Raw genomic sequence first — 19,688 nt, forward strand, 5'->3', positions numbered from 1 at the left:
AGGCGGCCGAGCAGACGATCGTGCGGCGGACCCGACTCCGGATCGGCCTGTTCGTCGGCCTCACCATCGGCGCCCTGCTGTTGCTGGCGGGCGGCATCTCCTACACGGTCCTGGTCCGCGGCCAGAACGCGCAGATCCAGCGTGAGCTGGCATGGGGCACCGCACACGGCACCATCGCCGGCCCGCCCGCCTGCAGCTGGATCTTCGAGTACGAGGGCACCACGGTGCACACCGGCGCGAACCCGCCACCACCGGGCTTCCCGTTGCACGACGCGCTGGCCACGGTGGCGGCCACCGGGGCCACCGAGATCACCACTGTCACGCGTGACGGCACGACCTACCACGTCCGCACCGAGCCCCGCGGCGACGGTGTGGTCCAGGCGGTGTTCGACGCCCGTTTCCAGCTGTCCGACCGCCGGCACCTCCTGCTCGCGTTCAGCCTCGCGGCGGTGGTCGGGCTGCTCGCCGCCGTGCTGACCGGCATGGTCGTCGGCCGTCGAGCCGTCGCACCACTCGCGGAGGCCCTGACCCGGCAGCGCCGGTTCGTCGCGGACGCCAGCCACGAACTGCGGACCCCGATCGCCCAGGTGCACACCCGGGCCCAGCTGATCGCGCGGCGGGCGCGCCACGACGGCGCCGCCACGAACCTGGAGGACCTGGAACGGCTGATCGGCACCACCCGCCGGCTCGGCGAGATCGTCGACGACCTGCTGCTCTCGGCCCGTCTCGCCGCCGCTCCCGCCGACCGGGAACCGGACCCGCCGGTCGACCTCACCTCGCTGATCGGCGCGACGCTCGCCGCCGAGGCCGAACGTGCCGCCGAGCGCCAGGTCACCCTCACCCTGGACACCCCCGCCGCACCGCTGCCGGTGCCGGGTGTCGAGTCGGCCCTGCGCCGGGTCGTCGGCGAACTGCTCGCGAACGCACTGGCCCACACGCCCGCGGGTGGCCGGATCGACGTGACGCTCCGGGCCGTCGACAACGTCGCCGAGATCGTGATCGCCGACACCGGGAGGGGTTTCGACCAGGCGGACGCCCGGCGGATCTTCGACCGGTTCCACCGGGGCGCGGGCGCCGGAGAGCGCCGCTTCGGCCTGGGACTGGCCCTGCTCCAGGAGGTCGTGACGAGTCACCACGGCACGATCGAGGCGGAGGGCCGGACGGGCCGGGGAGCCCGCTTCACGGTGCGCCTTCCCCGGACGCGATCGCCGGGCACCACGGGCCGGGCCTCGCGGATCAGGAACCTTCGGATGTGGCAGCTCGGCGCCGGTACGTGAACGTGGGACGTTGCCGCTGTCGTCGGTGAAACCGGGCCCGGCGGCCCTGGTCAGCGCACCGCCGGACCGGCGACGGGCCGGTCGTCGGTCCGCCCGGTGCCGTCGTCCCGCCTGGCGTCGTCGGCCCGACCCGCGCCGTCGATGTGGTGGCGGACCACGAAGCTCAGCGCCCCCGCCGTCAGCAGAGTGGCCGCGATGAGGGTGAGCGCGCGCGGCAGCCCGAAGCCGTCGGCCAGGAAGCCGATCGTCGGGGGCGCCATCAGAATGCCGGCGTAGCCGAGGGTGGACGCCAGGGCGATGCCGTCCGGGCCTCCCTTCGCCCCGGCCAGCGCCAGGGCCGACGGAAAGATGTTGGACAGCCCCAGTCCGGTGACGACCAGGCCGGCGAAGACCAGCCACAGCACCGGGGACAACGCCATCACCAGTGCGCCGACGGCCGCCGCGACTCCGCCGCCGACGACGACCAGGGAGTGACCGAAGCGCTCGATCAGACGTACTCCGGCCATCCGTCCGATGGTGAGGGTTCCGGCCACTGTGGCGTATCCGGCGGCCGCGACCGCTGAGTTTCCGTCGAGGTCGGTCTCGATGTGCAGGGGAACCCAGTTGTCCAGGGCGCCCTGGCTGTACGCCGCACAGAGTGCCGCCGCGGAGGCGATCACCACGACGAACCTGAGGTCACGCCCGCGGCCGTTGCCGGCGACGGCCGACACCTCCGGCTGCCGGGCCGTGGGCAACGACGCCGACATCAGCAGCCCTGCCGACCAGAACGTCGCCGCGAGGCCGAGCGGCAGGGCCACCAGCATGTGGGTGAGCGGGTTGAGCCACAGCGCCAGTACCGCTCCCAGACCGGCGCCGGTCAGGCTGCCGATGCTGTTCGCCGCATGCAGGCCGGACATGATCGGCCGCTTCACCACGGCTATGAGGTCGACCGCGACGCTGTTGACCGCGACGTCGATGGCGCCGTAGCCGATTCCGAAGAGAACCAGGGTGAGGCCGAGGGCGAGCGGCGACCGGGTCAGGGTGGGCGGCACCACGGCCAGGCAGAGCAACGCGGCGGCGGCGATCGTCACCTGCCGGCTGCCCCACCGCCGGCACAACCGCCCGGTCACCATCATGGTGAGGACCGCGGCGCCGGAGATGCCGAGCAGCGCAAGCCCCAGTTCACCGGCCGACGCGTGCACCTGTTCCTTGATGGCGGGAATCCGGACTGTCCAGCCCGCGAACAGGAATCCGCCGATGCCGAAGAACATGGTGGTCGCAAGGCGGAGCCGGGCGATCTGGTCGGTGCCGAGGGCGGGGGCGTCACTCATGGCGGCTCCTTCTGTCCAGCGGACTCGCGGGGGTTCCGGCCCGAAGGCGGCGGGCGGGGTCGAAGCGCCGGCTCTTCTCCGTCACGGGGGTTCCTATACCGGTACAGTGTGCCCTACTGTACCGGTATAGAGAAGTGCCGACGCGGTCACCTGGAGGATGTCGTGGAATTCCCCGTCGCTCTGGTCCTTTCGGTCCGCCTGGTGGCTCACGAGCAGGCCAGCGCCCGTCCCGGCGCGCCGTGCCGGCCGCATCCGCGGCCGAGCCGTCACCGCGTGGCCCGAGCGCTGCGCAAGGCCGCTGATCTGCTCTCCGCCGCCCACTCCCGCCGCTGGTAGCCTTGGATCGCCGGTGCCAGCCGGCCGGTGGACTCCTCCGGGGGGTGGCGACGTGGGGCGGCGGGTGACACTCCAGACCATCGCCGACCGCGTGGGCGTCAGCCGGATGACCGTCTCCAACGCGTTCTCCAAGCCCGACCAGCTCTCCACCGGCCTGCGGCGGGAGATCCTGGCCGCCGCACGCGATCTGGGTTATGTGGGCCCCGATCCGGCGGCCCGTGCGCTCGCCCGCGGCACCACCGGCGCAGTCGGCATCGTGCTCACGTCCTCGCTGCGATTCGCGTTCACCGACCTCGTGGCCACCAGCTTCTTCGGAGCCATCGCCGAACGGCTGGCCCCGACCGGGCTGGCCCTCACGCTGTTGACCTCCGCGGACTCCGGGGACATCATTCCCGCCCGGGACGTCGCCATCGACGGCGCGCTCATCTACTCCTGCGACCCCACCTCGGCAGCGGTCGACTACCTGACCCGCCGCCGGCTGCCGCTGGTGTACGTCGACCAGGAACCACTGGAGACCGTTACGACGATCAACGTGGCGGACCGGCACGGCGCCCGGGCCGCCGCCCGGCACCTGCTCGACCTGGGCCACCGCCGAATCGGCCTGCTCATGTCCGGCATGCACCCGCCACACGGCCTGATCGACCCGGCGGACGTGACGATCGACGGATACGCCGCCAAGCAGCGGCTGCTCGGATGGTGCGACGTGCTGGACGAAGCGGGGATCACTCCGCTCGTGGCCCGCCAGCCGGGCGCGAACCCCGAGGAGCCGCGGGCCGCGGCCCGTCTGCTGCTGGATCGACCGGACCGGCCCACCGCCGTCCTGTGCTTCTCCGACGCGACCGCGCACGGTGTCCTGCGGGCGGCGGTCGACCTCGGCATCGACGTACCCCGGGATCTGTCAGTCGTCGGCTTCGACGACAATCCGCTGGCCGCCCAGCTGCGACCCGCCCTCACCACGGTCCACCAGGACGTCGAAGCCAAGGGCAAGGCCGCGGCCACCGCTCTCACCACGGCGATCGCCGACGCGCGCGCCGGCGTCGCGCATGTGCCGCAGCACCACGTCCTGCCGGCCGAGCTGGTGGTCCGGGACAGCACCGCACCACCGCCCCGCTGAGCGGTCCCGCCCGCATTGCACGACCTCGACTTTCACCGGGGCGGCTTCTCGTCGTGGAGGGCGAGCGTGAAGCCCGCCTCGATCCGCCCACCGGGTGCCAGCACGGGTGCGCCGGCATGCGGCAGCTCACGGTCCGGGCCGAAGAGCGGCGCGTTCGCCGGCTCGACGGCGAGCGCCCAGCCGCGCCGCGCGGGATAGATCCATTGAAAACACCGCGGCAGGGCGGCGACGTCCCAGATCACCTCCGCGTACATGCCGACGGCAGGGGAGTGCACGACGACGCCGGCGGACTGACCGTCGAAGCCGGCGTGCTCCCAGACCACCTCTCCGACGGCGTCGAGCGGTTGCGGAAAGACCTGCCAGTCCGAGTCGTCGTCGCGGGGGATGTGGCGTTCGGCGGGCGCGCGCACGCGTACTCCGGGCGTGAGGAACGGGGCGCCGAAGTTCAGGTGGTAGAGGAGGCTGACCGGCTCGGCGGTGATGCCCTCGTTCACGATCGTGTCGCGCACCGTGACGGCGGCCCGGCCGGCGGTGGACGAGATCTCCCGATGGAGCAGTAGCTGCCGCCCGAAGACCGAGGCCGACGGCACCGTCCCGCTGATGACCACCCCGGCCGGTGCGGTCGTCCGGCGTACGACCACGTCGACCGCCCGGGTCTGGTGATGCGTGCCGTGCTGGCCGTACGTCTCACGGGCGCGGCCGATGTTGTCCAGCCCGCAGGTGGCCAGCATGCCCCCGGTGAACCGGCCCACCCAGCCACCTGCGGCTGCGGTGTCCGGTCCGGCGGCCCGCAGGGGGGAACGCCAGGCGACCGGGAGGCCGCGGCACCACAGGGCACCGATGTCGAGGCCGCGCTCCAAGAGCACCTCGAAGGCGAGGCCACCGGCGAGACAGACCCGGTACGAACGCCCACCGGGGCCGGAGTGCGGGTCGCCGATCGACTCGCGGATCTCCACCACCGCGTCCGGGTCCGAGACGAGGCCGTGTTCGAAGAGTTCACTCACCGATGCGACGTCCATGGATCTCCATTCGGATCAGGGGTCCGGTGTCCGTGGTGTTCGTCCCGCGGTCAGAAGTAGCCCTCCCGCTTGCGGTCCTCCATCGCGGCCTCCGAGACCCGGTCGTCCCCACGGGTCGCGCCGCGCTCGGTGATCCGGGTCGAGGCCACCTCGTCGATCACCTTCTCCACCGAGTCCGCTTCCGACAGCACCGCCGCGGTCTGGGTGGCGTCGCCCACCGTCCGGTAGCGCACCCGGCGTAGCCGGGAGGACTCGCCCGGCCGCGGGCGCAGGAACTCGTTGACGGCGTACCACATGCCGTTGCGCTCCACCACCTCACGCTCGTGTGCGAAATAGATGGAGGGGAGCGGCAGTCTCTCCCGGGCGATGTAGTGCCAGACGTCCAACTCGGTCCAGTTCGACAGCGGGAACACCCGGATCGACTCCCCGGCATGGTGCCGGCCGTTGTACAACGCCCACAGCTCCGGTCGCTGGTTCTTCGGGTCCCACTGCCCGAACTCGTCCCGGAAGCTGTACATCCGCTCCTTCGCCCGGGCCTTCTCCTCATCTCGGCGCGCCCCACCGAACAACGCGTCGAACCGGTGTTTCTCCACGGCGGACAGCAGCACGGGTGTCTGGATGCGGTTGCGCGTGCCGTCCGCCGGCTCGCGTACCAGGCCGGCGTCGATCGCCTCCGGCACCGAGGCCACGATCAGGCTCAACCCCAGCGCCGTCACCCGGGCGTCCCGATACTCCAGCACCTCGGGGAAGTTGTGGCCGGTGTCCACGTGCATCACGGGGAACGGAATCCGCGCCGGGGTGAACGCCTTCTCCGCCAACCGCAACATCACCACCGAGTCCTTACCGCCGGAGAAGAGCAACACCGGCCGTTCGAACTCCGCCACCACCTCCCGCATCACGAAGATGCTCTCCGCCTCGAGCTCGTCCAGGTGCGACACGCGCAGCGTCACCGCGAGCCTCCGTCCCCGTGTCCTCCCCGCCGGGCGGCCGGTCCGAGGTACCGGTCCGTGAAGTCGTTCCGGAACTTGCCACCGGGGTCGTACCGGTGCGCCAGTGCCCGGAAGTCGGCGAGGCGGGGGAACAGATCCCGGACCCGTTCGGGCGGCATCTCGGTGAGCTTGGCCCAGTGGGGCCGGGCGCGGAACGGTTCGAGGCTCGCCTCGACCGCGTGGATGGTCCGCCGTACCGGGTCGGCGTCCGGAATCCAGGTGAAGTGGATCGTGACCACGTCGGTGCCGTACGCCGGGCTGAGCCAGAACTCGTCAGCAGCCACCGTGCGCACCTCGCAGATCTGCAGGACCGGATGGATCACCTCGGCGATCTCACCGAGCGCCTCCAGCGCGGCGACGGCGTGCCCGGCCGGCACCGCGTACTCGGATTGGAGCTCCTCCCCGGAGCTCGGCGTGAACTCCGGCCGGAAGTGCGGCAGCCTGGTGTGCCACGGACCGGGAACGCCCCGCTGTCTGGTGCACGCGGCGGCCGACTGCGTGCTCACCGGGTGCAGATCTCGGGTCGCCGGTGTGGCGGAGAACCACTCCCGGCCGGGCGACTTCGGCTCGGGATCGTCGGTACGTGCCATCACCCACACCTGGTTGAAGACCGGCGCTTTCCAGTCGGTGAAGAGGCAGACGCTGTGCGCGTCCGACATCAGCTCCCGGAAGTGGTCCAGCCCGGCCCTGATCGGCAGGTCGAGGTAGACCGTCGTGCTCACCTCGTACGCCGGCTCGACGTCGAGCGTCAGGCTCGTGACGACGCCGAGGGCACCCAGGTTCACCGGCATGCCGGCGAAGTCGGGGTCGTCCCGCCGTACCGTGACCAGCTCACCGCCCGCGGTGACCAGTTCCAGGCTCCGTACCGAGCCAGCCAGGATCGTGTTCCGTACGCCGGACCCGTGCGTGCCGGTGGCGCAGGACCCGGCGACCGAGATGTGCGGCAGCGACGCCATGTTGGGCAACGCGAACCCGGCGGCGTGCAACTCGCGGGCGAGGCGAGCGTAGGGTACGCCGCCGCCGACGGTGACAGTGGCGTTGCGCACGTAGACAGTCGTCACCGGCGGCATGTCCTCCAGGGACACCAGGTCGGCGGCGGTGTCGGCGATGTCGCTGAACGAGTGCCGGGTGCCCAGCGCGCGGACGTGGTCCGCCCCGGCCACCACCGCCCGCATCTCGTCCAGCGTCGTCGGGCGGTGTACCCGGCGGGCCCTGAACCGCAGGTTGCCCGCCCAGTTGGCCAGCTCAGCGGACACCGAGCACCACTCCCTCCAAGGCGCCGAGTGACAGCGCGGCGAGCCGCACCGTCTCCGGTTCGCGGCCGGTGTCGGTCGACAGCTCCAATCGGGCGGTGCCCTCGCCGAGACCCACCACGATCGGCCGGTCGGCGAAGTTGAGCGCGACGAGCAGTTCCTCGCCGCCGGCGCGCCGCCGGTACACGTAGGTGTCCTTCGGCGAGGGCAGCGACTCGTAATCGCCGAACCGCAGCGCCTTGGAGTCGCGCCGGTACCGGATGAGACGGCGGTAGAAGTTCAACATCGATGCCGCATCGTCGTCCTGCACGCGGACGTTGGCGGTCTCGATGTCCGGCCCGAACGGCAGCCACGGGGTGCCGGCGGTGAACCCGGACCCGGTCGGCTCCCACTGCATCGGCACCCGCTGCCCGTCCCGGCCGTCGACGTCGAGAGCCTGTGGCGGACGCGAGTCGGCCATGCCGACCTCCTCGCCGTAGTAGACGCACGGCAGACCGCGCAGGGTGAACTGCATCAGCGCGGCCACGCGGGCCTGAGGCAGGCCGTACCGGCTGACCGTCCGGGAGATGTCGTGCGTGGCGAGCGCGTAGGTGGGCAACGCGTCGGGGGCGGCCAGGTCGCAGAGGCCGTCGACGGTACGGCGGAAGAGGGCGCTGTCCCACGGCTGCTCCCAGAAGGCGACGTGGAAGGCGGTGTGCATGCCGTCGGCGCCGAAGTACCGCACCAGCCGCGTGTCGTCGCTGATCGGCACCTCGCCCAGCAGCAGGCCGGGCCCGTACCCGTCGAGGACGGCGCGCAGCTCGCGGAGCAGGTCGTGGCACTCCGGCAGGTCGATGTTGAACTGCCGCAGCTCGGGATGGCTGTGGTGCCGCCGGTACGCCGCCAGCGGCTCCGGGTTGTCCCGCAACGCGGCGTCCTTGAACAGCCGGTGCGCCACGTCGATGCGGAACCCGTCGACGCCCAGGTCCAGCCAGAACCGCCACACGTCCCGGATCGCCGCCCGCACCTGCGGGTTGCGCAGGTTCAGGTCGGGCTGCCGCGGGGTGAAGCTGTGCAGGTAGTACTGGCCCGTGGCCGGGTCGAGCGTCCAGGCCGGCCCGCACCGCTCGAACGAGCTGAGCCAGTTGTTCGGCGGCCCGCCGTCCCGGCCGTCGGCCCAGATGTACCAGTCCCGCCTGGGATTCGACCGGCTCGACCGGGACTCGACGAACCACGGATGCCGGTCTGAGGTGTGGTTCATGACCAGGTCGACAAGCAGGCGCATGCCGCGCCGGTGCGCCTCGTCGGCGAGTTCGGCGAAATCCGCCAGCGTGCCGTACGCCGGATCGACAGCCGTGTAGTCGCTGATGTCGTAGCCGAAGTCGGCCTGCGGCGACGGGTAGAACGGGGACAGCCACAGCGCGTCGACGCCCAGCGATCCGGGCGCCCCGTTGAGATGGTCGAGGTGTTCGATGATGCCCCGCAGGTCGCCCACGCCGTCGCCGTCGGAGTCGGCGAAGCTGCGCGGGTAGATCTGGTAGATGACGGCCGTGCGCCACCAGTCCTCGGTGTCCATGACGATCTCCCGTCGCGCCGCTAGATGTCCACGCCTGACATGTCCGGATACCGGTCACCCGCGGCGGCGCCGACCGGTGCGATGCCGTCGAGCAGCGCCAGCTCCTCGTCGGTCAGCCGTACGGCGGCGGCCGCGATGTTCTCCTCCAGCCGGCCGACGGTCTTCGTTCCCGGGATCGGGACGATGTCCGGCCCTTGGGCCAGCACCCAGGCCAGGGCGAGCTGCGCCACCGTGAGACCGCGGCGATCGGCGAGTTCCCGGATGGCGCGCACCGTCGCGGCGTTGCGCCGCAGGTTCTCACCGGTGAACCGGGGCAGGCCGCTACGGAAGTCGTCGTCCGGGAAGCGGGCATCGGCGTCGTACCGCCCGGACAACAGGCCGCGGCCCAGCGGCGCGTACGCGATGAACCCGATCCCCAGGTCGTCCAGCGCGTGCAGCAGACCACGCTGGGGATCGCGGCTGAACAGCGAGAACTCCGTCTGCACCGCCGCCACCGGGTGCACTGCGTGCGCCCGGCGCACCGTCTCCTCGGCGGCCTCGGAGATGGCCAGGTACCGGACCTTGCCCTCGGCCACCAGCTCGGCGAGCGCACCCCAGGTCTCCTCGATCGGGGTGTTGCGGTCCACCCGGTGCTGGCAGTAGATGTCGATCACGTCGACGCCGAGCCGCCGAAGGGATCCCTCGCAGGCCCGCCGCACGTACGCCGGGCTGCCGTCGACCCGGACCACCCGGCCGGTGTCGTCCTTGACGTTGCCGAACTTCGTGGCGACCAGCGCCTCCTCGCGGCGGGTGCGCAGGACCCGGCCGATCAGCTCCTCGTTGGTGTACGGGCCGTACATGTCAGCGGTGTCCAGCAGGTTGACGCCCAGGTCCAGGGCGCGGTTGATGGTCCGCAGGGAATCGGTGTCGTCGCCGGGGCCGTAGAACTGGGACATGCCCATACAGCCCAGACCGAGGTCGAAGGTGGCGGGTCCGTTCTTGCCGAGCCGGCGCATCAGCGCCCTCCCTCCGGCAGCAGGTTCTCGATCAGCCGGCCCCACCGCAGCAGGTGCCGGTCCGGCAGGTAGTGCTCGCGCACCCGGCGCCGGGCGCCGGCGCCGAGATGCGCGGCGAGCTGCGGATCGCCGAGGACGCGGGTGATCGACGCGGCGGCGCCGGCCGTGTCGGACGGCTCCAGCAGTAGGCCGGACTCGTCCGGGACGACCTGTGTACGCAGCCCGCCGACCGCGTTGGCGAGTACCGGCCGGGCCTTCCACATCGCCTCGGTGGCGGTGAGTCCGAAGCCCTCGGCGAGGCTCTTCTGCACCACCACCGTCGCGTGCTGCTGCAACGCGTTCACCACAAGCGCGTTCTCCCGCATGTCCGTCATCGGCAGGCACAGCAGCTGCACGCGGGCCCGGATCGACTGTGGCAACTGCGCCCACTCGCGCCTGCACTCGTCGAACATCTCGGCCGCCTCCGGGTCGTCCGAGACGCCTGTGACGTCCGAGCCGGCCAGGGTGAGGTAGCTGTCCGGCACGTCGGCGGCGACGAACGACCGCAGGACCCCGGCCATGTCCTTGAGCCGGTCCCACCGCGAGACCTGCACGACCATCGCCACACCCGCGTCGGGCGGGGCACCGTCGCGGACCGCGACCACCGGGTGTCGTATCTCGATGGGCGGGCCGCCGCGCGAGACGGTGACCGGCCTGCCGTTCCCGCCGGACAGGACGCCGGCCGCGCGCAGCACCTCGACGGTCTCCGCCGGGCTCAGCGTGACGTTCTTCGGCGAGCAGGGGTCGATCGAGGGGGCGATCACGTGCGGGTTCGGCGCCCAGCCCTGCACGTGATCGGCGATGAGGAAGACCGAGGCGTCGGCCTTCTCCACGTACGGGCGGAGGAAGGCCCAGCCGCGCGCGGTGTTCTCGTTCGGCACGTCGCAACCGGTGTGCGCCCGGTAGACCACCCGGGCGCCCATCTCCGCCACGGCGGGCACCAGGCCGGCGGGCTGCGCCTCGTGCACGACGACCACGTCGCCGGGGCGTACGAATCCGGCGAGGTCCTCGGAGTTCGCCCGCAGCACCCGGCGGTAGTGCTCCTGCTCCGGCTCCCCGGTCGGGCCGCCGTCGCCCGGTGAACCGTAGACCAGGGTGCAGAGCCGCTTGGTGACGGCGAAGAACCGGGGATCGCCGTCGATCACCAGCCAGCGGACCGGGAGATCCAGCGCTGTCGCGAGTGGGACCAGGGAGTGCAGCAGCTCGGCCACGCCGCCCCCGGCGGCGGTCGAGTTCACGTTCCACACCGTCCGCCCGCCCAGCAGGCCGGCGAGGCGCTCGGCGCCCGAGCGCAGCGCCGCGCTGCGCTCGGGGCCGAGAATCTGCTGGTACGCCGCGAGATCGGCGGTACCGACAGTCACCTCACGCATGGGCGGCGTCCTCGACCCTGACCGCCGGCTTCGCCAGCGGTTCGAAGCCCTCGGTGATCCAGACGCCGGTCCAGAACTCCGGGTCCGACGGCAGGACCAGCTCGATGAGCGACGGTCCGGCGTGGTTCACGGCCGACGACAGGGCTCGCCGGAAGTCGGTCAGGCGCGTCGCCGCGTGCTCGTCGTCCAGCCAGTTCGTCAGGTCGACCCGGCGTGCCTGCATGCCCAGCACCTCGGCGATCTCCGCGTACCGCATCCCGGCGGCGTTGTCGAGATACTGGTGGAAGCCGGAGTTCAGCAGCGTCTGTCCGCGCGACTGCTTGCGCAGGGACACGCTGCCGCCGTTGTTGCAGACCACGAACGTGATCGGCGCGTTCTCCTGCACGGCTGACACCAGACCCTGGATGCCGTTGGTGAGACCCTGGTCGCCGACCGTGCAGATGACGCTCACGCCGGCCTCGCCCACGGCCAGGCCGGTCGCCGTGGCCGTGCCGCCGCCCACGAAGCCGCCGTGGTCGCCGAACACCCGGACCCCGGGCGGCAGCAGGTCGTAGACCTCGGCGAGCAGCCCTCCGAACATCTGACTGTCGTCGACCAACGTGACCGGGCGGTCCTGCTCGCCGGCCACCGCGGTGACGGCCCGGGCCAGTCCTTCGCGGACCGTCAGGGCCGCCGTCGGCACCACGTGGCGCGGCGGGGACGGCTCCCGGACCGACTCGGCGTACCAGCGCGGGGCCCCGTTGCGGTCACCGAGCACCGCGGCCAGCTCGTGGAGCGAGCCGACCACGTCACCGTCGACGAGGAGGTCGTCGCCGGCGAGGTAGCCGTTCTTGAGCACGCCCGCGGGCTTGGACGTCAGGGCGATCTTCGGTCCCGGCGGCAGCTCGCCGATGACGCGGGGATACATGTTGCGGTCCTCGACCGTGACGATCATGTCGGTCGCTTCCATGATCCTCCGGTGCGCCTGGTCGTTCGGGTCGTACCAGCCGACGAATCCGGGCACCTCCGTCTCGTCGATACGCTCGAAGAGCATCGGGCCGCGCCGGTACTTGACCTGAAGCACAGCGCTGCCGGTGGCCCTGCTGAACGCGGCGAGCGCGGGCCGCATCCCCTCGTGCCGGAGCGCGTAGTCGTCGATCAGCACGACCGGGCGGCCGGCGCCGGTCAGCCGGGCGGCGGCCTCCCGCAGGGTGTCCCGGTCGACCGGCCGGTGCGGGTCCGCCGGCCGGAACTGCAGCGCACGCTCCAGTGGCACCCAACTGCTCTCCGCGACGTCCTGCGGTACCCCGAGCAGCACCGGTCCGCACGGGGCCTGGCGGATCGCCAGGTCGGCCTGGTGGAGAACGTCGACGAGGTGTGCCGCGGCGGCGGCCCGCTCGTCCGGCGCGTCGGCGGGGGGAACCGGGCCCAGTTCGAACGCGGCCTTGGCGAACTCGCCGGATGCCTCGATGAGCCGCGGTTCGCCGTGCGGAGGCAGGAACGGCGCGGACGCGGTGGACGGCATTCCGACCACCACCAGCGTGCCGACCTCGTTGCGGCGCGCCGCGCCGACCGCGCCGAGGGCGTTTGTCAGGCCCCGTGCCGCGTGGACGACGGCGGCACCGTGGCCGGGTCGCAACATGCTGGCGCCGGCGGCCTGGAAGACGCTCTCCCGGTCACCTCTGCCGTTGCGGAGGATGCCGAGCCGGGCAGTGGCGTCGCACAGGGCCAGCTCGGACGTGCCGGCGTAGGTGAAGGCGACGGTGACGCCGAGCCGGCGCATCATCAGCGCGATCGCCTCGGCGCCGGTGAGGGTCAGGTCGCTCGTCCCGTCCAGCGCCTGGTTCACCACGTACCGGATGGAGTCGGGGGAGCAACCCAGGACGGCGGCGACCGCGTCCCCGAACTCCGCCGCACCACGGTCGGCGATCAGCGCCCTGCTGAGTGCGCGTGGCGCGCCGTCGGGGTGATGCAGCAGTGAGTGCAGGAACTCCTCGACGGTGTTCGCCATCCGCGCGGCGCGGACCTCCGACGGGTACAGGCCGAACTCGGCCAGCGCGTCGTCGCGTACGCCGTCCGGCACCACGTCGAACTCGATCTCGGTCAGGTTGTCCGCGTGCAGCTCGTCGAAGACCAGACCGTCGTCCTGCGCCAGGGTGATCCGCAGCCGGTACCGCCCGGCCTCCTCCGGGACGCGTGCGCGGACCAGCACCCGGGTCGCCGATTCCGGCGGCAGGGACCGGGGCAGGGCGGACTTGGCGACCGCGCCCGGCACCGGCTCGCCGTCCGCGTCGTACCACCGGGACACCACGCGGACCGGCTTCGGCGGCGCCGGCGTGAGCATCCCGGCGCCGGTGTTCTGGATCAGGCAGGCGACGCTCAGCAGGCTGCCCGCCTCGACCTCCTCGTAGATCGGCTCCTCGGGTGTGACGGTGATCCGGCACTCCTCCTCGCGGAGGTGGTCGCCGACCGCCCAGAGCTGCCGCGGCTGCTTGCCGAGTTGGTCGAACAACTGGCGCTGGCCCTGCTCGTGTGTCCGGGTGTTGTTGGCGTTGAAGCCGTGACGGGCACCCTCGGCGAGGGCCTCCGGAACGATGGCCAGCGAGTAGATCTCCCGCGCGGGCAGCTTGATGACGCCGAGGATCCTCCACTGCGCCCGGTCGACGACCACCACCGCCGCGGTGTCGACGGAGGAGTCCAGGTACCGGTGAGGGCTGATGCCGACGTACAGGTGGTCCGGGGTGACGGCGAGGCCACGTGGCCAGCCCGGCAGGGGCAGCCGGCGGGTGGGACGCCGGATTGAGTCGGGCAGTTCGACGAGTTCTCCGGCGGCCGAGTCGCACACCAGCCACATCCCGTCGGAGTAGTGCGGATGGTGCGGCGCTCGGAAGCCGCTGAGCAGGGGCTCACCCGTGTCGAGCGCGACCACCCTGCCGGTGGCGGGCTTGCCGTTCTCGTCCCACCCGCGGCGCCGCAGGAACGGTCCGAAACCGGAGACGACGAGCCGGTCGCCGTACCGGGCCAGGCTGTTGAGGTGCCAACTGTCCGGCTCACCCGGAGCCCGCCAGCGCCACAGCACCTCGCCGTCCCGGCCGATCGACTGCACCTCGTTCTGGGTGGTGGCGACCACCAGCACCTGGTCGTTCACGCAGAGGATGTCGTGCGGCGTGGAGACGTCGTCGAGCCGCTGGTACCGCCGCACCCCGGCGGTGTCGTACGCGACCAGTTCGGCAGGGCTGCCCTCGGCGCTCCACAGGCACCGGTAGAGCAGCGAGTCGTCGGCGCACATGCCCGTACTGGACACACGGTCGATCACCTCCACCGTCCTGCCGATCGAGAACAGGCCGCCACCGATGGTGTGGTGGGCGTCGAAGCACGAGCTGAGCAGCACGTGCCCCGGCGGTAACAGGTCCCGTGTTCCCGGCCAGGTGTCGTAGGTCTCCTCGGTCACGACGCATCCTCCGTACTCCCCTGTGGGGGTTGTGTGGTCGCGGCGATGATTCGTCCGGCGACCATGCTGGGGTCCTGCTCGACGAGCACGTCGACGTGCTCGCCGTCGTGCACACGGCCACCTGTCGGTCCGGCCGTGCAGAAGATTCCGGGGGTGCCCTGGCGGGCGAAGACCGCCGCGGCCGCGTGGAACAGGCGGTCGTCGACACCGGCGAGACCGACGAGCACGTCGAAGCCGCCGAAGGCGCGCACCGCCTCGCGGACGACCGCCTCGGGAGCGGACAGTCGGGCTCGGAGGTGTACGACGCCCGTCCGCGACGGCTCGTCACCGCCGGCCAGGGCGACGTTCGCGCCGGCGGCGTGCAGATCGGCGACGACACGGCCGGTCGCATCCGTCGCACCGGCGACGAGTACCACCGAGTCCGCCAGCCGACCCGGTGCCGTCCGCAACAGCGGCTTCAACCGCATCAGCGGCCAGTACTCGTCGGCGATGCCCTGCCGTTCGGTGAGGCTCCGGTAGCCCCCGGCCGCGTCTGCGGCTTCGATCACCGAACGGGTCTGGGCGAAGTGCTCGGCGCAGATGGCCGCCTGAGCCGGGTCGGCGCCCCCGGCCACCACGCCCAGCCCGGGCAGCAGCACCACCCGGGGCAGGTCACGGCGGGGACCGTGCCGGCGGGCCGCCGCGTCGGCGTGACGTTCGAACATCGCGGCGTACGCGCTGCGGTAGCGCCCGATCGCGGCTCGCACCCCCTGAGCGGTCAGGTCGGTGGGGGTGAGTGCGAGGGGACGGTAGCCGACTGTCACCAGCGAGTCGGGACAGCCCGGCCCGGCCTGGGTGAGTTCCGGCCCGCGTACGGATGAGACGAACCGGACGGCTTCCGGGCTCGTGTCGGTGCTCAGGACGATGCCACGCCGGCCCTCACGCATGGCGCCCCGCAGGACCGGGAGCAGTTCGTCGAGCAGGTCGTCCGCCTGTTCGGCGACCAGTGGCCGCACGGCGGACCCGCCGAGGTCCCCCGGCCGTCCGCGCGCGGCGGCGCCGAGGGCCCGCCGGGCCCGGGCCACCGCTTCGAGCGAGTTGCGGTAGCACTGCTCACTGGTGTCGGCCCAGGTGAAGATGCCGTGGTTGGCGAGCAGGACGAACCGGCAGCCGGGCTGCGCGGCGACCCGGTCGGCCAGCTCCTGCGCCACGCTCATGTCGAACTGCCGGTAGTCGAACCAGATCGCCTCGTCGCCGAACTCGGCGGCAGCCCGCTCGCGGCCGTCGGGGATGCAGGTCAACGAGATGACGGCGTCGGGATGGCAGTGGTCGACGTGTGCGGCCGGGAGGAAGGCGTGGGTGAGCGTCTCGATGCCGGGCGGTCGCTGGTCGGCGGTCAGCGCGGTAGCGGCGATCCGCTCCACCATGGCGGGACCGTCCAGGGGTACGGCGTGGCGCAGTTCGAGCAGATCGTCCAGGCGCAGCGCGGGGAAGTCCTCGGCCGTGGTGGCGGCGCCGTCGCATCCCCAGGAACTCATCCACAGCACCGGGACGTCGCCGACGACGCCTTTGGCGGAGAAGTTCCCGCCGCCGGCCCGGGTCAGCGCCCGGTTCCCGCCGACCAGATGGGATCGGTGCAGAACCTCGTCGGTGGGTGAACCGGCGACGGCTCCGGGCGAGGATGCCGCGCGCGTCGTCGGCACATTGATCAGACTGGACATGTCGCCCCTTCTGGGCAGGGTGGTTCCACGGCGGGTGACGCCGCCGGTGGAAGGGGGGAGAGGTGGATCCGGTGTGCCGGATCAGGGCGTGCGTGCGCGGACCTGGGTGAGGGGCAGCTCGGTCACGGGGTCGACGCGCAACCGGCCCGGCTCGTAGCGGGTCTGCCGGAGGTCGGGTACGACCGTGAGTGCCCCGATGGTGGTGAGCCGGCTCGCCCGGCGCGCCGGTCCGATCGCGACGCAGGTGCCGCCCGCGGAAACCGCCGCGGCCACTCCGCTGAAGGCGTCCTCGAAGATCACACAGCGGGTGATGTCGACGCCCAGGCGCTGAGCCGCGAGTCGGTAGCAGCCCGGATCCGGCTTGCCGACGGCGATGTCGTCGGCACGGATCTGGACGTCGAAGGATCCGGCCAGACCCAACTGGGCGAGGACGGCTGTGGCCTTCCAGTCCTGTGCGCCGGTGACCAGGGCGACCGGCACGTCCGCGGCGCGCAGCTCGCCGATCAGGCGGGTCGCCCCCGGTATCTCCGCGTAGCGCAGCGTCTGGTCGTTGACCCGAAGCCGTTCGTACACCGGTCCGTGGTCGGTGCCCGCGATCGCCGGGAAGAGCACCTTGAGGGTGTGCTCGGCATGCCGGCCGAACACGTGCTCCTCCAGTTCCTCGTCGCTGATGGTGATGCCGTGCTCGGCGGCGAGGAGTCGCCAGAACGCGGCTACCGTCCGTTCGGTGTCCACCACCACGCCGTCCATGTCGAACAGGACGGCTTCGTACGCATGCTTCGGCACTTCTCTCTCCCCCGCTCTCGGAGACGGTCAGGGCAGCGGCAACGCGGCTTCGGCGTACTCGGCGGTGAACGCCTGTTCCGCCTCGATCGCGGCCGCGTCGGCGGTCACGGCACGCAGGACGTCCAGTGGCGCGGTGACGGCGTCGGCGCCGTCGCGGTACGCCTGCACGAACTGGCCGGCGTTCTTCACCGAGGCGGCGATGATCCGGGTGGCGCCGTGGCGTACCTGCGCCAGCGAGCGCACCAGGTGGCTCTCGGTGCGCTGGTCCCGCCAGGCTCGGTCGACGTACGGGATGACCGCCTCGCACCCGATCGCCTCGGCGACGATCATGACGGTCGGACTCTGGGCGGCGGTGAGCGCCACCCGCGCGCCACCGTCGGCGAGCCGGCGGGCCAGCGCGATGCCGGACGGTGTCGACATCAGCTTCAGCGTCATCCGCTGCGGGTCCAGCCGCCAGGCCGCCCAGCTCTCCGCCTCGAGGTCTCCGTACGCCCCGGTCGGCTGGTAGAAGACCTCCAGCCGGTCGTACTTGCCGAGAAGCTCGCAGCAGTGGCGGAGCGGATCGTCGGTCACCTGCCGCAGCAGCGTGGGATTGGTCGTGAAACCTCTGATGAGGCCTTCCTCGGCGGCCGACCGTATCTGCTCGGAGTCGCCGGAATCCAGATAGATGGACGTCAAAGCATTGTCCTTCCGATAAGAAGGCATTCGTCGACAGGATTTCAGTCTGAGGCTTCGCTCAGTAGAGCATGTGGTCGGAGGGCTCGCAACGTTTCATCGGCGCATGCGGATCTTCAAAGATGTGAACCGGCGGCGTGAGTGCGAGCTGTTAACAGATCCGTAACCCTGTTTCCCGTCCCCGGTCGTGTGGACGCTCAAAGCGGCCATGAGCAGGCATCAAGCCAGCGAGGAGGGACATCGTCGGGGGGTGTCGGTCGGCTCGAAAAGCGCGGCCCGTAGGAGTGCTCGGTTAAAACTGCGTAAACGTTACTCGGTGCGTCAGGAGGGGTCACGGAATTGGCGTGAGAGCCTTCTGATCATGGAGCGCACAGAATCGCGGATCGCCATTATCGGAGGTCGACCGTCGCTGGGATCGATGTTGCGACGGCTCCGTGAGGGCTCATCGGAGGAGGCTTCTCAACGATAATGGGCAGGCTGCTGGACCGGTATAGCCCGAGCCTACTCGACCGGTACAGTGGCCGCCACCGGAGCGAGCCCTCGGCCAGCGGTGATCCTCAGCCTCGGTAGCCGTGCTGGTGGCCGCCGCCCTGCGGGGGCGTGCCGTACGAGTGCGGGAAGCCGCCGGCGGCCGGCCCGGTGTGCAGGATCGCCGTCGGAGCATCGGCCATGCTCCCCGCGGGCGGCGCCGGCAGCCGGGCCGCCGGGGGAGCGGGCGCCTCCGCCGCCGCGCCCGGTACGTTTCTCCGCCGCACCAGCACCAGTGCGAGCGCGCCCAGGCCCGCGGCGACCAGCAGGCCGCCCAGGAGGAACATCGACGTACTGCCGCCCTCGTCACCGGCGGCCCTGAACGTGGGCGGCGTCGCCGCGGGGGCGGCGTCCTCGGCCGCCGCGGCGAGAGGGCTCGCCTCCGCGGTGGGCGACGGCGGGGCCGTGGTGGGCGACGCCACCACGGCCAGGGTCAGCCGCACGGTGGCGACGTCACCGGCCCGGCCCCGCACGGTCGCGCGGGCGGTGCGGTAGCCGTCCATGGACGCGCGGACCGTGATGGACCCCTCCGCGATCGTCCGGCCGGCCCTGGAGGTGATCGAGAACTGACCGCTGCGGTCGCTGGTCGTCCGGTACTCGTGACCGGCGCTGTCCCGGATGGTCAGATCGGCGCCGCCGATCGCCTTCCCGTCGGCGTCGCGGACCCGGCCGGAGACCCCGCTCACCCCGGCCGCCGGTGAGGCACCGCCGGTGGGCGCGGCACCCGCCCCGTGGACGTAGACCATCTTGTAGGCGTAGCTGTTCTGCCCGGCGAGCCGCACGCCGATCGAGATGTTGAGGCCGGTGGTCTCGCCCGGGCGGGCATCCGGGGCGACGAGTGTCGCGTCGAAGGTCCGGCTCTGGCCGGGACCGAGATTCGGCTCCGCCCGGCAGCCGGTGGCGCACCGCAGGCCGCCGCCCACCACCACGATCGCCGTCTCGGCCCGGCGTCCGTTGTTGGTGACGCGGAACTGCACGCGTACCGTCTCGCGGGGTTTCACGTTCTCCGCCGACACGCTCAGGATGCTCACCGTCTCCGGCGCGGCCGTCGCCGGTGCCGCCGCCATCGCGAGCGTCGCCCCGGCCAGCACGGCCAGTACGGCCGCCCGGACCCGTCGCACACGTGAGCGCGTCGTCACTTCCCACCACCTTCGCCGAGAGCGGGCAACATCGGTCGATGGAGCCGCGGGCCACTATGCCCTGTGGCGGACGGGTTGCGCGACCCGCCCCGAGAGCAGTGACGGCTGCCCGGCGTGGATCGACGTCGACGCTCGCGAGGCCGCCGCCGGTGGCTAATCGGTTGCTGCCACGG

14 protein-coding genes are annotated in these 19,688 nt (G+C 71.9%); 2 read left to right on the top strand and 12 right to left on the bottom strand.

Going from position 1 to position 19,688, the window contains the following annotated elements; translation table 11 throughout:
- Nucleotides 1–20 precede the first annotated feature (20 nt).
- Complete coding sequence (locus tag M8C11_RS06090) at nt 21–1,277, top strand: HAMP domain-containing sensor histidine kinase (RefSeq protein WP_252448715.1); 1,257 nt, start codon at nt 21–23, stop codon at nt 1,275–1,277.
- Nucleotides 1,278–1,327: 50 nt separating this feature from the next.
- Here M8C11_RS06090 and M8C11_RS06095 read toward each other — a convergent pair whose 3' ends face one another.
- Nucleotides 1,328–2,587 carry an MFS transporter gene (locus M8C11_RS06095; RefSeq protein ID WP_252448716.1) on the bottom strand — a complete coding sequence of 420 codons (1,260 nt, stop codon included), beginning with the start codon at nt 2,585–2,587 and terminating at the stop codon, nt 1,328–1,330.
- 400 nt (nt 2,588–2,987) lie between these two features.
- Here M8C11_RS06095 and M8C11_RS06100 point away from each other — a divergent pair, with 400 nt between their 5' ends.
- Nucleotides 2,988–4,037, top strand: coding sequence for a LacI family DNA-binding transcriptional regulator (locus M8C11_RS06100; protein WP_252448717.1), 1,050 nt, complete (start codon nt 2,988–2,990; stop codon nt 4,035–4,037).
- A gap of 32 nt (nt 4,038–4,069) precedes the next feature.
- On the opposite strand, the gene M8C11_RS06105 is transcribed toward M8C11_RS06100, so the two are convergent.
- The 11 genes from M8C11_RS06105 to M8C11_RS06155 form a co-directional block, all read right to left on the bottom strand.
- Nucleotides 4,070–5,041, bottom strand: a complete 972-nt coding sequence (locus M8C11_RS06105) for a DUF4432 family protein (protein WP_252448718.1) — start codon at nt 5,039–5,041, stop codon at nt 4,070–4,072.
- 65 nt (nt 5,042–5,106) lie between these two features.
- A complete protein-coding gene (gene cysD / locus M8C11_RS06110) occupies nt 5,107–6,006 on the bottom strand; it encodes a sulfate adenylyltransferase subunit CysD (protein ID WP_252448719.1) in 900 nt (299 codons plus the stop codon).
- Complete coding sequence (locus tag M8C11_RS06115; RefSeq protein ID WP_252448720.1) at nt 6,003–7,301, bottom strand: D-arabinono-1,4-lactone oxidase; 1,299 nt, start codon at nt 7,299–7,301, stop codon at nt 6,003–6,005. Before M8C11_RS06115 ends, cysD begins: the two co-directional genes overlap by 4 nt.
- The gene (locus tag M8C11_RS06120; RefSeq protein ID WP_252448721.1) at nt 7,291–8,853 is read right to left on the bottom strand and encodes an alpha-amylase family glycosyl hydrolase; all 1,563 of its coding nucleotides are present in this window, start codon (nt 8,851–8,853) and stop codon (nt 7,291–7,293) included. Before M8C11_RS06120 ends, M8C11_RS06115 begins: the two co-directional genes overlap by 11 nt.
- A gap of 20 nt (nt 8,854–8,873) precedes the next feature.
- Nucleotides 8,874–9,848, bottom strand: coding sequence for an aldo/keto reductase (locus M8C11_RS06125; protein ID WP_252448722.1), 975 nt, complete (start codon nt 9,846–9,848; stop codon nt 8,874–8,876).
- Nucleotides 9,848–11,257, bottom strand: coding sequence for a glycosyltransferase (locus M8C11_RS06130; protein ID WP_252448723.1), 1,410 nt, complete (start codon nt 11,255–11,257; stop codon nt 9,848–9,850). Before M8C11_RS06130 ends, M8C11_RS06125 begins: the two co-directional genes overlap by 1 nt.
- Complete coding sequence (locus tag M8C11_RS06135; RefSeq protein WP_252448724.1) at nt 11,250–14,687, bottom strand: DUF4915 domain-containing protein; 3,438 nt, start codon at nt 14,685–14,687, stop codon at nt 11,250–11,252. Before M8C11_RS06135 ends, M8C11_RS06130 begins: the two co-directional genes overlap by 8 nt.
- Nucleotides 14,684–16,387, bottom strand: coding sequence for a class II aldolase/adducin family protein (locus M8C11_RS06140; RefSeq protein WP_252448725.1), 1,704 nt, complete (start codon nt 16,385–16,387; stop codon nt 14,684–14,686). Before M8C11_RS06140 ends, M8C11_RS06135 begins: the two co-directional genes overlap by 4 nt.
- An 81-nt stretch (nt 16,388–16,468) precedes the next feature.
- A complete protein-coding gene (locus M8C11_RS06145; protein WP_252448726.1) occupies nt 16,469–17,173 on the bottom strand; it encodes an HAD family phosphatase in 705 nt (234 codons plus the stop codon).
- A gap of 27 nt (nt 17,174–17,200) precedes the next feature.
- Nucleotides 17,201–17,851 carry a transaldolase family protein gene (locus M8C11_RS06150; protein ID WP_252448727.1) on the bottom strand — a complete coding sequence of 217 codons (651 nt, stop codon included), beginning with the start codon at nt 17,849–17,851 and terminating at the stop codon, nt 17,201–17,203.
- Between the two features lie 554 nt (nt 17,852–18,405).
- On the bottom strand, nt 18,406–19,515 hold the full coding sequence (locus tag M8C11_RS06155; RefSeq protein WP_252448728.1) for a carboxypeptidase-like regulatory domain-containing protein: 1,110 nt from the start codon (nt 19,513–19,515) through the stop codon (nt 18,406–18,408).
- Between the last annotated feature and the right edge of the window lie 173 nt (nt 19,516–19,688).

Origin of the sequence: Micromonospora sp. CPM1, from assembly GCF_023896895.1 — a bacterium.
GTDB classification, from domain to species: Bacteria; Actinomycetota; Actinomycetes; order Mycobacteriales; family Micromonosporaceae; genus Micromonospora; species Micromonospora tulbaghiae.

Coding starts and splice junctions, on each gene's coding strand:
- M8C11_RS06095 (WP_252448716.1), bottom strand. CDS start 2,587: ATGAGTGACGCCCCCGCCCTCGGCACCGACCAGATCGCCCGGCTCCGC.
- M8C11_RS06120 (WP_252448721.1), bottom strand. CDS start 8,853: ATGGACACCGAGGACTGGTGGCGCACGGCCGTCATCTACCAGATCTAC.
- M8C11_RS06125 (WP_252448722.1), bottom strand. CDS start 9,848: ATGCGCCGGCTCGGCAAGAACGGACCCGCCACCTTCGACCTCGGTCTG.
- M8C11_RS06130 (WP_252448723.1), bottom strand. CDS start 11,257: ATGCGTGAGGTGACTGTCGGTACCGCCGATCTCGCGGCGTACCAGCAG.
- M8C11_RS06140 (WP_252448725.1), bottom strand. CDS start 16,387: ATGTCCAGTCTGATCAATGTGCCGACGACGCGCGCGGCATCCTCGCCC.